This is a genomic window from Deinococcus sp. YIM 134068, assembly GCF_036543075.1.
In the GTDB taxonomy this organism is placed as follows: domain Bacteria; phylum Deinococcota; class Deinococci; order Deinococcales; family Deinococcaceae; genus Deinococcus; species Deinococcus lichenicola.
In genome coordinates, this window is the sequence record NZ_JAZHPF010000007.1 from 112,710 (window position 1) to 126,463 (window position 13,754).

Genomic DNA, 13,754 nt, shown 5'->3' on the forward strand with positions numbered 1-13,754 from the left:
TGGGGAGTCACACCCGCTTCTCGGGGAGGCCGATGGCACCCAGCCACCCGCGCACTTTGTCCTGTGCCCGGCGGGCGAGCGGGCGGGCGTAACGTCGTAACTCGGGGGAGGGACCGAACAGCGCCAGCACGAGGAGCAGCGCCGCGCCAAGCAGCCCCTCCAGCACGAAGATCAGCCAGGGGGACACGCCCGCCGCGTGGAGCAGGGACACGGCGGCGAACGTCACGGCACCCACGCTCAGGCCGCACGCCAGCCCCAGGCCGTAGGCCCGCCCGATCTCCCGCCCGCCGCCCCCGAGAATGCGCCGGGCGAGCACGGCATACGCGGCGCTGCGGCAGGCCCCCATCACCACCAGCACCCCCGCGAAGGCGACGACGCCCCACCCGAGCCGGTACACGCCCCAGAAGGCCGCCGCCAGCCCCAGCAGGTAGACGCTCTGAAGGGCGAGCTTGGCACCGAGGTGCGCGGTCGCCTCGGCGAGGACCGCCGAGAGGTTGCTCAGGACCGGGAAGGGGATGAACAGCGCCATCATCCGCACGATGGGCACGGCGTCGAGAAACGGCTCGCCCAGCAGCACGAGGACGATCTCCCGCGCCGAGACGAATACGACCGCCGCCGCGCTGAAGAGGACCGTGGAGAGCGCCAGCAGCCCCGAGAGGTACGCGCCGCGCAGGCGGGGCCGGTCGTGCTGAACCGCGCTGAAGGACGGGGCGAGCACCCGCGTCAGGCTGCGCGCCAGCGAGATCATCGGGGCGTAGACGGTGTTGTAGCCCCGGTTGTACAGTCCCAGGGCGGCGGCCCCGTACAGCCGCCCGATCATGAAGGTGTCGAGGTTGACACTGAGGAACTCGAGGAAGCTCACGAGCGAGGCGCGCCCCCCGAAGGCGTACAGGTCGCGGTAGGCGGCGGGGCGGAAGGTGAGGCCGAAGCCGTGCCGCCCGTAGGCGTAGCTGACGGCGAGCTGGACCACGGCCTGCACGCCGACGCTGATCACCAGGCTGTAGGCCCCGAAGCCCAGGGCCGCCGCGCCCAGGCCGCAAACGCCCTGCCCGATCACGTAGGCGCTCACGTCGGCCAACACGAGCGGCTTGAAGCGCAGGGCACGCCGCAGCAGGCTGGTCGAGACCGCCGCCAGCGACGCGACGACGTACAGGCACGCGAAGGCCCGGAACAGCGGCACGACGTCGGGGTTGTTGAAAAAGCGCCCGGCGAGCGGCGCGGCGAGCCAGGCCAGAACGGTGGCGAGGAGTCCCAACCCCAGCGAGGACGTGAAGCCCGCCCGGATGTCCTCCTCGGTGAGGTCGCGCTTCTGCACGAGCGCCGCCCCGATCCCGAAGTCCGCAAGGTACTGGCCCACCGCGTACAGGCTCAGGCCGATGGCGAACAGCCCGAACTCCTCCCGCGTGAGCAGCCGGGCGAGCGCCGCCGCGAACACGGGCGCGAGCAGCAGGTTCGTGAGGAAGGAGACGTAGCTCCATTGAATGGCCCGGAAGGTCTTCTGCCGCAGGTTGTTCACGCGAGGCCCCTCATGTGGGGTCCAGCGCCTCGGCGTCGCGGGCGGGGCGCTGGGCACCCTCACCGGCGCTGGCGGCGCGCTCCACCGCCCGGATGTAGAGCGCCTCCAGCCCCCGCGCCTGTTGCCCGGCATCGAAGCGCGCCCGCACGTCGTTCAGGGCCGCCGCGCTCAGGCTCCCGCGCAGTGCCGGGTCGAGCAGCAGCCGCGTCAGGGCGTGGGCCAGCCCCGCCGCGTCGCGCTCGGGCACCACCAGCCCGGTCTCGCCGTCCGTGACCGCCTCGGGGTTGCCCGCGCTGCGTGTCGTCACGGTGGGCACCCCCATCGCCAGCGCCTCCAGCAGCACGGTGGGCAGCCCCTCGGTGTCGCCGCTGCGGGCCGTCACGCTGGGCAGGCAGAACACCCGCGCCGCCGCCATCCAGGCCCGCACCTCCTGCGGCGTCTGCCGGCCCACGAAACGCACGTCCGGCCCCGGCCCCAGTCCCAGCTCGCGCGCCAGCCCCTCCAGTTCGCCGCGCAGCGGTCCGTCCCCGACGAGCACCAGCCGCGCGTCGGGCACCCGCTCCCGCACCGCCCGCATCGCGCGCAGCAGGTACTCGGTGCCCTTCTTCTCCACGAAGCGGCCCACGAACAGCACGAGGTTCTCACGCGGCATCTCCGGGGCGGGTGTGAAGGCCCGTGTGTCGATGCCGTTGTAGTGCGTGACGACCCGGTGCGGTGGGTAGCCCCGGTCCAGCAGTTGCCGCCGGATATGCTCGGACACGGCGATGAGCAGCGCCCCCGACGCGATCAGTTGCGGGCGCCGGGTGACGAGGCGGCGGTTCCGGAGCGAGTCCGAGGCGAGGAGGAGTTCGTCGCGGGTGGTGGCGTCGAAGCCGTGGAAGGTCACGATCAGCGGCAGGCGCAGACGGCGGACCAGCGGCAGAGCCATCACCCCGTTGGAGCCGAAGTGCGCGTGGATCAGCCCTGGCCGCAGCTCGCGCAGGCGTCGGTCGAGGTGGGGCGCGAGGCCGGTCGCCTTGTACCACAGCTCGGCGAGGCGTCCGGTGAGGGGGCGGTCGTTGAGGACGATGGTGCGCTCCGGCGGCGTGGGGATGCCGTCCACCCGGCGCGTGCCGACGTAGTAGGGCCTGAACTGCCGCAATGCCTCGCCCTGGTTGAGGATGAAGGTCTCGGAGTAGGCGAGGAGGTCCTCGTGGTAGATCACGATGTTGCGCGTCATGTCTTGGTCCTTATCCGCCGTCCCGCCGTCTCACAGGCACCCTTCCTCTCAGGTCGCGGCCCAGACGCCGTCCGCCCGGGGGCCACGCGGCGGCCCCGCCTCCCGGAAGGCGGCGACCGTCGCCTCCAGTCCCTCCCGGAGCGGCACGCGCGGTGCCCAGCCCAGCAGCTCGCGCGCCAGCGTGATGTCGGGCCGCCGCTGCTGCGGGTCGTCCTGCGCCGCCTCCAGGTGGACGATCTCCAGCCCCGGACCAACGCGGTCGCGGACCAGCCGGGCGAACTCCAGCACCGTGAACTCGTCGGGGTTGCCCAGGTTCACCGGCCCGTGGTACGTCACCCCCATCAGCCGCACGATGCCCTCCACGAGGTCGTCCACGTACTGGAAGGAGCGCGTCTGCGAGCCGTCCCCGTACACCGTCAGCGCCTCGCCCCGCAGCGCCTGATGCACGAAGTTCGTCACCACCCGTCCGTCGTCGGCGCGCATCCGGGGGCCGTAGGTGTTGAAGATGCGGATGATCCGCGTGTCCAGCCCGTGGTGGCGGTGGTACGCCATCGTCACGGCCTCGGCGTAGCGCTTGGCCTCGTCGTAGCAGCTCCGCACCCCGTTAGGGTTAACGTGGCCCCAGTAGTCCTCGGGCTGGGGGTGGACCTGGGGGTCGCCGTACACCTCCGAGGTGGAGGCGACCATGAAGCGCGCGCCGTGCCCCAGGGCGAGGTCCAGCGCGTTCTGCGTCCCCTGCGCGCCGACCATCAGCGTCTCGACCGGGAACTGCTGGTAGTGCGGCGGGCTGGCGGGCGAGGCGAAGTGCAGCACCCAGTCCAGGCGCTCGCCCGCGTAGGGGAGTCCCAGGCTGACGTCGGCCTCGATGAACGTGAAGCGGGGATGCCCGAGAAACAGCTCCGTGTTGCCCCGCTGGCCGCTGAGGTAGTTGTCCACGCCGACGACGTGGTGCCCGTCCCCGAGGAGGCGCTCGACGAGGTGTGAGCCGACGAAGCCCGCGCTGCCCGTGACGAGCACGCGCGTCATGCGGGCACTCCACCCGCGAGGCGCACGCGGCGCCCGATCTGCTCGACGGTGCTGTGCTCGGGCCAGCGCCGCAGGACGTTGCGGGTGTCGATCACCAGCCGATTGCGCATCCCGCGCAGGGCCGTCTCCCAGTCGAGGTCCCGGTACTCGTCCCACTCGGTCATCACGAGTACGGCGTCCGCGCCGCGCAGGGCCGCCTCCACACTGTCCGCCTCCTCGTACTGGAGGTGGGTCCACTCGCGCCGGGCGGCGGGCAGCGCCACCGGATCGTGGGCGACCACCTTCGCGCCCAGGGCCGTCAGACGCTCGATGCAGTCGTGGGCGGGCGCGTCGCGCAGGTCGTCGGTGTTGGGCTTGAAGGCCAGCCCCAGCACGGCGACCCGTTTGCCCTGAAGGCGGTGCAGGTGGCGCTGGAGCTTCGTGATGACGAGGTGGCGCTGGCGGCGGTTGACCCGCACGGCGGCGTCCAGGATGGGCATGTCGTAGCCGTACTCGCTTCCGGTGCTGATCAGGGCCGAGGTGTCCTTGCCGAAGCAGCTTCCGCCCCACCCGGCCCCGGCGGCGAGGAAGCGGTGGCCGATCCGGCGGTCGAAGCCGATGCCGTGCGTGACCTCCGCGATGTCGGCGTCCACGTGCTCGCACAGGCCCGCGATCTCGTTGGCGAAGCTGATCTTGAGGGCGAGGAAGGCGTTCGCCGCGTACTTGATCATCTCGGCGCTGCTCAGGCTGGTCGTCACGAGTTCGGGCCGGGTGTAGCCCGCCGGGCGCGGCGCGCACAGGGGCGGCGCGAAGCTCTGCTCCAGCAGCGGCGCGTAGAGCTGCGCGAGGCGGGCGATGCCCTCCGCGTGCCCGCTTCCCAGCACGATGCGGTCGGGGTAGAGGCTGTCGTGCAGGGCCGTGCCCTCGCGCAGGAACTCGGGATTGCTGACCACCGCGTAGCGGTTGGTGTGGTAGCCGACGGCGTGTTCCTCCAGCAGGCGCGAGACCCAATCGCCGGTGCCCACGGGCACGGTGCTCTTGTTCACCACGACCTGCAACTTGCCGTTGAGGTGCCGCGCCACGCTCTGCGCCGCGTCCGCCACGTAGCGCAGGTTGGGCTGCCCGCCGGGCAGGGGGGGCGTCCCCACGCAGATGAAGATCACGTCCGCGTCGGGGATCGCCGAGGCGTAGTCGCTCGTCCAGCGCAAGCGGGGCTGGCTGGCGACGAGCAGCGCGTCGAGGCCCGGCTCGTAGATGGGCAGTTCGCCCCGGCCCAGCATCTCGACCTTGCGCTCGTCGATGTCCACGCCCACCACGTCGTGGCCGAGGTACGCCAGCATGACGGCGGTGCCCATCCCCACGTACCCGGTGCCCACCACCGCCACCCGCAATCCGTCCTGCAACCTCTCCGGCAACGCTTCCGGCATCGTCTGTGTGCTTCGCATAGTCTGTCCCCCTCCGAATCTCTTCGGGAGCCTGGTGCCCTGTCTCGGTGCCCTGTCTCCCGTCCCCCGGTGACGGCGTGAGGTGCCGCGTAGGTCCGACGTGGGCAGGCTAGGCAGTCGGGCGCTAACGAAAAATAAACGGCCCCCACACGCCCTCAGGGCGCGGCGGTCTGCCCCGCGTACCAGCGCCAGGTCTCGCGCAGCCCGTCCGGGAGCGGCACGGTGGCCCGCCAGCCCGCCCGGTGCAGCGGCCCCTCGCCGAGGGGGGGACGCCCCGCCCCCGGCAGGGTCTGGCCGCCGGACGTCACGCCCCCGAACGTCACCGCGCCCCCGTACCCGGCGTCGGCCCGCACGAGGTCGGCCACCTCGGCGAGGGTGGGGGGGAGACCCGGACCCGCCCCCACGGCGACCGGCCCCGACTCCGAGACCTGCTCCATCAGGAACAGGCAGGCGTCGGTGAGGTCGTGCAGGTGCAGCAGGTCGGCTCTGGCCCCGGCGTGGCCGAGCAGCCGCAGCTCCGGTGCCCCGCCGTCCCGCGCCCGGCGCACCTCCCGCAGCAGGGTGGGCACGAGGGGGTGGCCCGGCCCGTCGAAGTTCACCCCCGGCCCGTAGACGTGCCCGGCCACGGCGCTGACGAAGTTGCAGCCGTACTGGAGGCGGTAGCTGTCACACAGCTCGGTGACGGCACCACGCGTCACCGCGTCCGCCCGCCACACCTCCCCCAGGAACTCGGCGGCCCACTGCCCGGCGGCGGGCGGCAGCGCCACGGGGTCCATGAAGGTGGCCCCCCCGTCGACGCACAGCAGCTTCTCCACGTCGTACAGGTACGCCGCGTGGATCACGTTCGCCGCGCTCGTCAGGTTGTCGTGGAGCCACTGGGCGGGTTGCAGGTCGAAGGGACCGCACACCTTCGCCGGCATGAGAAACACGAGGTCGGGCAACTCGGCCTCGAACAGGGCGAGGACCGCCTCCTTCTCCCGCAGGTCCAGCCCCCGCGCCACGGTGAGCTGGGCGTGCCCCGCCCATGTCAGCCGGTCCACGAGCGCCCTTCCCAGCGCCCCCGGCGGGTACAGGACGAGAATCCTGGCGTCCGGGCGCAGGCTCACGCGGCCCGCCCCTTCCGGCCCGCACGCCGGGACCACGGGCGGCGGGCCGGGGAGAGAGCCGGGCGCGGGCGGGGCACGGGCCGGGTCCTAGCCGTACCGCAGGGGCCGCTCGCTGCCGTCGGGCAGGGCGACCGGAAAGGAGCGCACCCGCGCCGCCTGAAGCAGCAGGTTCAGGGTGAAGAGGGGGTTGAGCAGCACGTAGCGCCGCCACAGCCGTTTCGGCTCCTGCACGAGCCGGAAGAGCCACTCCAGCCCGAGGTTCTGCATCCGCCTGGGGGCCTGCGCGAGCGTGCCCGCGTGGAAGTCGAAGGCCGCCCCCACCGCGAGGATCGGCAGCCCCACGAGGTCCCGGTACTCGAAGGCCCAGGCCTCCTGCCGGGGACAGCCCAGCCCCACGAAGACGGCGCTCGCCCCCGACTCGCGGATGCGGCGGGCGATCTCCCCCTGCTCCTCCGGGGAGGTGGACCGGAAGCGCGAGGCCTCCATCCCCGCCACCCGCAGCCCCGGAAACTGCGCCCGCAGGTTGTCCGCGAACCTCTCCAGCACCGCCGGGGTGCTGCCGTACAGATACACGGAGAGGCCCTCCCCCGCGAGCGCCCGCGCCGTCCGCAGGGTGAGTTCGGGGCCGTACACCCGGTCGGGCAGGGCACGTCCGTGGAGGAGCCGCAGCGCCCAGCGCACGGGCTGGCCGTCGGGCACCACGAGGTCCAGCCCGTTGAGCCGCCGGGCGTGTTCGGGGTCGGTGAAGCCCGTCATCACCCCGTGGACGGCCAGGGCACTCACCGCGAGGGGCCGCCGTTCCCGCGCGGCGGCGAGGATCGTGGCGACGGCGTGGTCGTAGTCCACGGCATGAACCCTGACGCCGAGGACGGAATGCGCGCCGAGGTTGATCATGCGGGTGCCCACCTCTCCTCGTTGACCTCGTACATCTCGCGCAGGATGCGCGGCACGTCGTAGGAGATGCCCCACGCCGGGTAGTGCGCCTTGAACTTCGCCAGGTCGCTGACGTACCAGATGTGGTCGCCGCTGCGGTTGTCGTCCAGATAGGTGAAGTCGAGCTTGCGGCCCGTGATGCGCTCGCCCTCGGCGATGGCCTCCAGCATCGAGCAGTTGCTCTCGCGCCCGCCGCCGATGTTGTAGACCTCCGCTGAGCGCGGGCGCTGGTAGAACTCGTAAAACGCCGCGATCAGGTCCGCCGAGTGGATGTTGTCGCGCACCTGCTTGCCCCCGTACCCGAAGATCGTGTAGGGCGTGCCGGTCATCACGCATTTCATCAGGTAGGCGAGGAAGCCGTGAAGCTGGGTGCCCGAATGGTTGGGACCCGTGAGGCACCCGCCCCGGAAGCAGGAGGTCATCATCCCGAAGTAGCGCCCGTATTCCTGCACCAGCACGTCGGCGGCCACCTTCGACGCCCCGAACAGCGAGTGCTTGCTCTGGTCGATGCTCATGTCCTCGGCGATGCCCGGCGAGTAGCGGTGCGCCGGGTCGATCTCCCAGCGCGTCTCCAGCTCCTCCAGCGGCAGGGCGTTCGGCGTGTCGCCGTACACCTTGTTCGTGGAGGTGAAGATGAAGGGCGCTTCCGGGCAGTGCTGGCGGGTGGCCTCCAGCAGGTTGAGGGTGCCGTTCGCGTTCACCGAGAAGTCCACGAACGGCTCGCGCGCCGCCCAGTCGTGCGAGGGCTGCGCCGCCGTGTGGATCACGAGCGAGATGTCGCGGCCATAGCGCCTGAAGATCGCCTCCAGCGCCGGATAGTCGCGGATGTCAACGTCGTGGTGGGAGTAGTTGCCCACCTGACGCTCCAGACGGCTGCGGTTCCAGCGGGTCGAGGCTTCCTCCCCGAAGAAGTACCGCCGCATGTCGTTGTCGAGGCCCACCACGTCCATCCCGAGGCCCGCGAAGAAGCGCGCCGCCTCCGAGCCGATGAGTCCCGCCGAGCCTGTGATCAGGGCTACGCTCATACCTTCCTCCCTGTGCGGCACGGGGCGCGTGCCGGATGTGCTGTGGGGCCGCCTCTGATGCCCGGCCCATCCTGACTGCCGTGGCAGGACGCCCCCAGCGTGCGTGGCGCGGCGTTACGCCAGGGCTAACGCTGGCCCGCCCCCCCGCTCCCCGCCCCAGGCGGACGTGACCGGGGGCGGCCCAGTCCCCGGCACCGGGGTCCGGCCACAGCTCAGCCGTGACCTGGGGTGGGAGGGGGTCGGGGCCGCCATTAGCGAATCGGAAGCGGGTGGGCGGGCACAGTCTGAATCATGAACAAGCCTCGCCATCAGGCCCCGGCCCGCCCACGCCTCGCCCTGCTGTCGGCCCTGCTGCTGGGGGTGGGGGCGGCAGTGGGCACCGCCGGGACCTCCCAGGCCCAGGGCACCCAGGCCCAGACTGCCGAGATCAAGTACAGCGGCCCCCTCGTGATCACCAAGGGCGGCACGTACCGGGGCAACTGGGAGAGCCTCGATCCGGGAACGCCCGCCGTCGGCATCATGACGAACGAACCCGTGGTGATCGAGTATTCCAACATCCGCAGCCGGGGGCCACTCATCCGCAGCCGTTACCGTCGGGCGAACGTGACGGTGCGCCACACGCGCGGGGTCGGCCTCAACCCCGGTCTGCCCGCCAGCGCCCGCCAGACGCCCGGCTACTTCCTGCACCTCGAGGATTTCGAGAGCGCCACCGTCGAGAACAACGAGATGGTGGGCACGTCGGGCATGTACTTCCACAAGTACCTGGGAAGTCGGGCGAAGGGCCAGACCGTTCGCATCGTGCGGAACCGGGCGCGCAATATCGACGGGCGCTACAGCGACGGCCCGAACAGCTTCTCGGACACCGGCTTCTACCGGGTGCAGTTCGCGCAGTTCAACGACGTGAAGAACATCTCGCGGGCCGAGATCGCCTGGAACGAGATCATCAACGAGCCGGGCAAGAGCCGGGTCGAGGAAGTCATCAACATGTACGTCTCCAGCGGCACGCCCGCCAGCCCCATCGCCATCCACGACAACTACATCCAGGGGGCGTACCCGACCCGCGCGGCCACGGCCAAGTTCGGCGGCGGCGGCATCATGCTGGGCGACGGGTCCGCGAGCACCCGCGAGGGCGCGTCGGCGTACCTGCGCGCCTACCGCAACCAGATCGTCGGCACCTCCAACCAGGGCATCGCCATCGCCGCCGGGCACAACATCGAGGCCTACGACAACCGCGTGATCTCCAGCGGCCTGCTTCCCGACGGCACGCCCATCGCCTCGCAGAACGTCGGCATCTACGTCTGGGACCTGCACGGCGACCAGCGGCGGCAGACCTTTTTCAACAACTCCATGCGGAACAATGTGGTCGGCTGGGCGAGGCCCCTCCAGTCCCCCACGGCCCAGAATCCCTTCTGGTTCCCCCACTGCGCGCGGTGCGCGGGCAACACCCGGCTCCCCGGCCCCATCACGCTGGAGACCGAGGCCCAGGAGTACACGCGCTGGCAGCAGAAGGTGCGGGCGGCGAACGTCACGCTGGGGCCGGGCCAGGAGTAGGGGAGTCCACAGGAGGAGGGGAGGAGGGCAGAACGCCGGACGGCCCGGAAGGGCAGACCACCGGACATGCAGATCGGAGGCCCTGGCACGCGCGGTCAGGGCCTCTCTCATCCCTTCAGACTTCGGGTTCGCGGCTCGGGGCCTCCCGGTGAGGCTGACGCCCCATTCAGGACACGCCCACTCCGGCGCTCCCCACTTCCCCTGGAGGAGACCCGTGACCCACTGCGCCGCTCGCCCTGCCCACGCTGCCCCTGCTGCCCTTCGCGTGCGGCCAGACGCCCCATGTGGAGCTGGGTCCCGCCGCCGGGCTGAAATACCCTCCTGTACGAGACGCCCACGTTCATGTCGAGCGGCTGGGGTCTGGTGGAGAACAACCGCAGCGACGCTGGGCGGGCCGCCCGTCCCCGGCGACCCCTGACCCGGAACGGCGTGATCTCCGCGCGGGGCTTCGGCGTCCACACGCCGAGTCAACGGACCTCTGATCTGGAGGGCACCTTTCCCTGAAGTTTCCGGCAGAGACCCCGGCGGTCGCTCAGCGGTCGCTCAAACGGCCCCGGTGCGTGCCGGACGTTTGGTCCGAACCTCGGCCCCGGACAGGGGCGGCTCCTTCGGCGGCCAGAAGAAGGCCCCCGCCGCGAGCGCGAGCAGGGTCAGGGCCGCCCGCCGTGGTCCGTGGGGCAGGGTGAGCAGCCGGGGCAGACGCCGCAGGCCGTCCAGATAGAGCGCCAGCACCCGGCGGCGTCCGTAGTACCGCCGGGCGATGTACACGTCGTTTCGCAGCTTGTGGAAGTGGGCCGGGAGCCGCGCGGGGTCCGTCTCCAGGGCGATGTCGAGGGGAGCCTGCCGTGCCCGGTGGTGGGTCACGACGCTCCCGCCGACCAGATACGCGGGACGGACATTCGTGATGCGGAGCGTGTACTCGGTGTCCTCGCCGAAGGTATGCAGGTCGCGCAGGGGCAGGCCCACCTCGCGGATCGTGTCGCGCGGCAGGAGGATCGAGACGAAGGTGGACTGCCGCAGCCGGACCACGCCCAGCGCGAGGTGGGTCTCCCACTCGGGGTACAGGTTGGGGCCGGGCCGCCCGTCCACGCCGGGGACGTTCATGGACGCACCGTTCGTGCCCACCACGCGGCTGCACACGAAGCCCACCTCCTCCCCGGCCCCGCCGAGCCGCCCGGCCCCGCCGATCAGGGCACCCAGCGCCCCCGGCTCCGGCGTCACGTCGTCGTCCATCAGCCAGACCCACCCGAAGCCGCGCCGGTATGCCGCCTCCAGCCCGGTGTGGAAGCCGCTCGCGGACCCCGCGTTGTGCTCCAGCCGCACGACCTCCACCCCCGGAAAGGCGGCCCGCAGCAGCTCTCCCGTGCCGTCGGTCGAGGCATTGTCCACCACGAGCACGTGGTCGGGGGGGCAGGTCTGCCCGGTAACGGCCCCCAGGCACTCCCGCAGGAGGTCCCGGCGGTTGTAGGTGAGCACGACCGCGCAGACCTGCCCCGCCGCGCCCGGCTCCCCCCGAACCGGGGCGGCCCCTCGCCAGATCAGGTCCCGCCCGCCTCCGACCGTGCCTTCCTCGCCCCGCCGTCTCGTCTCCCGGCGGTCGTCGGGGCGGTGGGCGGTCTCAGGGTGTGGCACGCCAGCCCGTCTTCGTCCAACTCCCGCCCGAGTACACGTAGCCCGCGCCGGTCGCCGCCGCCACCCCCGACGAGCGGGCCGAGGGCAGCGGGGTCAGCGCCGTCCAGGTGTCCATTTGCGGGTCGTAGGCGCTCACGTCGGCCACCGAGCGCCCGTGCGAGACCTCGCCGCCCGCCACGATGAGCCGCCCGCCGAGCACGAAGGTCGAGTTCGAGATGTGCCCGCGTGCACGGGGAAGCGGCGCGCGGGTGGCCCAGGTGTTCGTCTGCGGGTCGTAGACGTTCAGGGTGGGCTGGGTGGTGGAGTGCTCGTCGTGGGCGTACTGCCCCCCGACCGCGTAGATCAGGCCGCCAAGCACCGCCGACCCCAGGTGGTGCCGGGGGTTGGGCAGCGGCGCGGCGGTGGTCCAGCTCGTCGCCCCCGCCGCGAGGTCCAGCACGTAGTGGTCCCCCACATTCTGGGTGCGCGCGAGGTTGGTGCCGCCGAAGTAGTGCAGCCGCCCCCCGAGGTGTTCGAGCTGCCCCGCCGAGCGCTCCACGGGCAGGTCGGGCAGCCGGGTGTAGGTGTTGTCCGCGATGGAGTAGCGCCACACCGCCCGCGCCCCGAAGACCTGCCCGTTCCAGGCCGAGTTGGCGAGGTAGCCGCCCGCGATATAGATGAACGCCCCGTCGCTGGCGATGCCCATGTGGGTGCCGCCCCGGTCGGGCAGCGGCGCGAGGGCCGTCCAGGTGTTCGCCGCCGGGTCGTACACGAGGGCGCGGTTGGTCGGTGTGCAGCAGCTCTTGAGGCTGTCGAAGCCCCCGAAGGTGTAGATGCGCCCGTTCACCATCCGGCCCTGCGCCTCGGAGACGTTGTGGGGTTGAGGAGCGACCGCCGTGAAGGTGAAGGTGTTTGCCGCCGGGGTCCGGGGCCGCGTGGTGCTTGCCGTGGCCGGGGCCGACACGTTCCCCTCCGCGTCCACCGCCCGCACCCGGTAGAAGGAGGGGGAATCCTCCGGCGCGTGCGGGTCGCTGAGGTTCGAGGCCGTCAGCGTGCCCGGCGTGGCGGGGGCGAAAGGACCGCCCTCCCGCGCCGCGCGCTCCACCCGGTAGCCCGCGAGGTCGGCGTCCGCGACATCGCCCCAGGCGAGGGCGATGCCACCCTGGGTGGGGGTCGCCGTGAGGCCGGTCGGCGCGGCGGGCGGGCGGCTGTCCGGCGCGCACGTCACCCGCGCCCCCGCCCAGTCGGCGTGATCGTAGCTGATGCCGTTGCCGCCGTCGGTCACGACGAGCCGGAGGTTCCCCACGCCCGTCACGTCCACGTTGACGGCCCGCGCCGCCTCGGTCCCCGTGACCACGCCGCTGTCGTAGAGCCTGGTCGCCGTGCCGTTCCACACCTGGAAGACGACCGCCCCCCGATCGCCCACCTCGTCGTCCACCCCGACCTGCGCGGTGAAGACGCTGCACGCGCCGTCCAGCGCGTAGCTCACCTCGCTGCGGGCGTGGACGCCCAGCCCCTTGCTGAAGACCTGCCCGCCGACCGTCAGCGCCCGCCCGTCGCCCGACCCCTGCTCGCCGTTGCTGCGGTCGCGCTCCAGCGGCCCCCAGGCATTCTGGGCCGAGGTCCACGTCAGGTCTGAAAGGAAGCTCTCGCGGCCCGGCGTGCGGGGCGGACAGCTCACCTTCGCCGCCGCCCAGTCGGCGTGGTCGGAGCTGATCCCGTTGCCGCCGTCTGTGACGACCAGGCGCAGGTCCTGAACACCCGTGATGTCCAGGTTGATCGCCCGCGCCGCGTCGGTGCCCCGCAGGAGGCCGCTGTCGTAGAGCTTGGTCGCCGTGCCGCTCCACACCTGGAAGACGACGCTGCCCCCGCTCCCCACCTCGTCATCTACCCCAACCTGAGCGGTGAAGACGTTACACATGCCGCCCAGCGCGTAGCTCACCTCGGAGTTGGCATGGACGCCCAGCCCCTTGCTGAAGGTCTGCCCGCCGACCGTCAGCGAGCGGCCATCGGTGGCGAACTTGTCGCCGTTGCTCTGGTCCTTCTCCACGGGTCCCCAGGCGTTCTGCGCCGAGGTCCACGTCAGGTCCGACAGGAAGTTCTCGCCGCTTACCTCCGCCGCCGCCAGCCCGGTCGCCCCGGTGCGGACGCCCTCCCAGGGGTAGCTGCGCCCGCCCGCGTAGGGGTCGCCCGCCGGGGTCTCCAGGCGGTCGCTCCAGGGAAAGCCCGCCACCTCCGCCTCCGTCCCCGCCGTGTCCGAGCGGGCGCACGCGGCCAGCCCGAGCATCATCCCCACCCACAGGGCCGACCGCCGCACCTGCCTTACCGAGAGCTTGTGCATCT

11 protein-coding genes are annotated in these 13,754 nt (G+C 71.9%); 2 read left to right on the plus strand and 9 right to left on the minus strand.

Annotated elements, in window-relative coordinates:
* Nucleotides 1-7: 7 nt before the first annotated feature.
* From V3W47_RS09365 to V3W47_RS09395, 7 genes are all read right to left on the minus strand, one after another.
* Nucleotides 8-1,516 (minus strand): lipopolysaccharide biosynthesis protein, encoded by a 1,509-nt coding sequence (locus V3W47_RS09365; protein WP_331824944.1) that lies wholly within the window; start codon nt 1,514-1,516, stop codon nt 8-10.
* Between the two features lie 10 nt (nt 1,517-1,526).
* A complete protein-coding gene (locus V3W47_RS09370) occupies nt 1,527-2,735 on the minus strand; it encodes a glycosyltransferase (protein WP_331824945.1) in 1,209 nt (402 codons plus the stop codon).
* A gap of 48 nt (nt 2,736-2,783) precedes the next feature.
* Nucleotides 2,784-3,761, minus strand: a complete 978-nt coding sequence (locus V3W47_RS09375) for a UDP-glucuronic acid decarboxylase family protein (RefSeq protein ID WP_331824946.1) — start codon at nt 3,759-3,761, stop codon at nt 2,784-2,786.
* The gene (locus tag V3W47_RS09380) at nt 3,758-5,185 is read right to left on the minus strand and encodes a UDP-glucose dehydrogenase family protein (RefSeq protein ID WP_331824947.1); all 1,428 of its coding nucleotides are present in this window, start codon (nt 5,183-5,185) and stop codon (nt 3,758-3,760) included. Before V3W47_RS09380 ends, V3W47_RS09375 begins: the two co-directional genes overlap by 4 nt.
* A 155-nt stretch (nt 5,186-5,340) precedes the next feature.
* A complete protein-coding gene (locus tag V3W47_RS09385) occupies nt 5,341-6,291 on the minus strand; it encodes an NAD-dependent epimerase/dehydratase family protein (protein ID WP_331824948.1) in 951 nt (316 codons plus the stop codon).
* Nucleotides 6,292-6,378: 87 nt separating this feature from the next.
* Nucleotides 6,379-7,185, minus strand: coding sequence for a WecB/TagA/CpsF family glycosyltransferase (locus V3W47_RS09390; protein WP_331824949.1), 807 nt, complete (start codon nt 7,183-7,185; stop codon nt 6,379-6,381).
* Nucleotides 7,182-8,249: an NAD-dependent epimerase/dehydratase family protein gene (locus V3W47_RS09395; protein WP_331824950.1), complete on the minus strand. Its 1,068-nt coding sequence runs from the start codon at nt 8,247-8,249 to the stop codon at nt 7,182-7,184. The genes V3W47_RS09390 and V3W47_RS09395 overlap by 4 nt, the downstream gene beginning before the upstream one ends.
* A 291-nt stretch (nt 8,250-8,540) precedes the next feature.
* Between V3W47_RS09395 and V3W47_RS09400 the strand changes: the two genes are divergently transcribed.
* Together V3W47_RS09400 and V3W47_RS09405 are read left to right on the plus strand one after the other, a co-directional pair.
* Entirely contained in the window at nt 8,541-9,800 is a 1,260-nt protein-coding gene (locus V3W47_RS09400; protein ID WP_331824951.1) for a hypothetical protein, read from the plus strand.
* 342 nt (nt 9,801-10,142) lie between these two features.
* Nucleotides 10,143-10,304: an NPCBM/NEW2 domain-containing protein gene (locus V3W47_RS09405; RefSeq protein ID WP_331824952.1), complete on the plus strand. Its 162-nt coding sequence runs from the start codon at nt 10,143-10,145 to the stop codon at nt 10,302-10,304.
* Between the two features lie 39 nt (nt 10,305-10,343).
* Here V3W47_RS09405 and V3W47_RS09410 read toward each other — a convergent pair whose 3' ends face one another.
* On the minus strand, nt 10,344-11,432 hold the full coding sequence (locus V3W47_RS09410) for a glycosyltransferase family 2 protein (RefSeq protein ID WP_331824953.1): 1,089 nt from the start codon (nt 11,430-11,432) through the stop codon (nt 10,344-10,346).
* Nucleotides 11,419-13,752, minus strand: a complete 2,334-nt coding sequence (locus V3W47_RS09415) for an NPCBM/NEW2 domain-containing protein (protein ID WP_331824954.1) — start codon at nt 13,750-13,752, stop codon at nt 11,419-11,421. Before V3W47_RS09415 ends, V3W47_RS09410 begins: the two co-directional genes overlap by 14 nt.
* Between the last annotated feature and the right edge of the window lie 2 nt (nt 13,753-13,754).

Bases quoted from the DNA above. Each gene is read 5' to 3' on its own strand.
- V3W47_RS09370 (WP_331824945.1), bottom strand. From the start codon at position 2,735: ATGACGCGCAACATCGTGATCTACCACGAGGACCTCCTCGCCTACTCC.
- V3W47_RS09375 (WP_331824946.1), bottom strand. From the start codon at position 3,761: ATGACGCGCGTGCTCGTCACGGGCAGCGCGGGCTTCGTCGGCTCACAC.
- V3W47_RS09380 (WP_331824947.1), bottom strand. From the start codon at position 5,185: ATGCGAAGCACACAGACGATGCCGGAAGCGTTGCCGGAGAGGTTGCAG.
- V3W47_RS09390 (WP_331824949.1), bottom strand. From the start codon at position 7,185: ATGATCAACCTCGGCGCGCATTCCGTCCTCGGCGTCAGGGTTCATGCC.
- V3W47_RS09395 (WP_331824950.1), bottom strand. From the start codon at position 8,249: ATGAGCGTAGCCCTGATCACAGGCTCGGCGGGACTCATCGGCTCGGAG.
- V3W47_RS09400 (WP_331824951.1), top strand. From the start codon at position 8,541: ATGAACAAGCCTCGCCATCAGGCCCCGGCCCGCCCACGCCTCGCCCTG.
- V3W47_RS09405 (WP_331824952.1), top strand. From the start codon at position 10,143: ATGTCGAGCGGCTGGGGTCTGGTGGAGAACAACCGCAGCGACGCTGGG.
- V3W47_RS09415 (WP_331824954.1), bottom strand. From the start codon at position 13,752: ATGCACAAGCTCTCGGTAAGGCAGGTGCGGCGGTCGGCCCTGTGGGTG.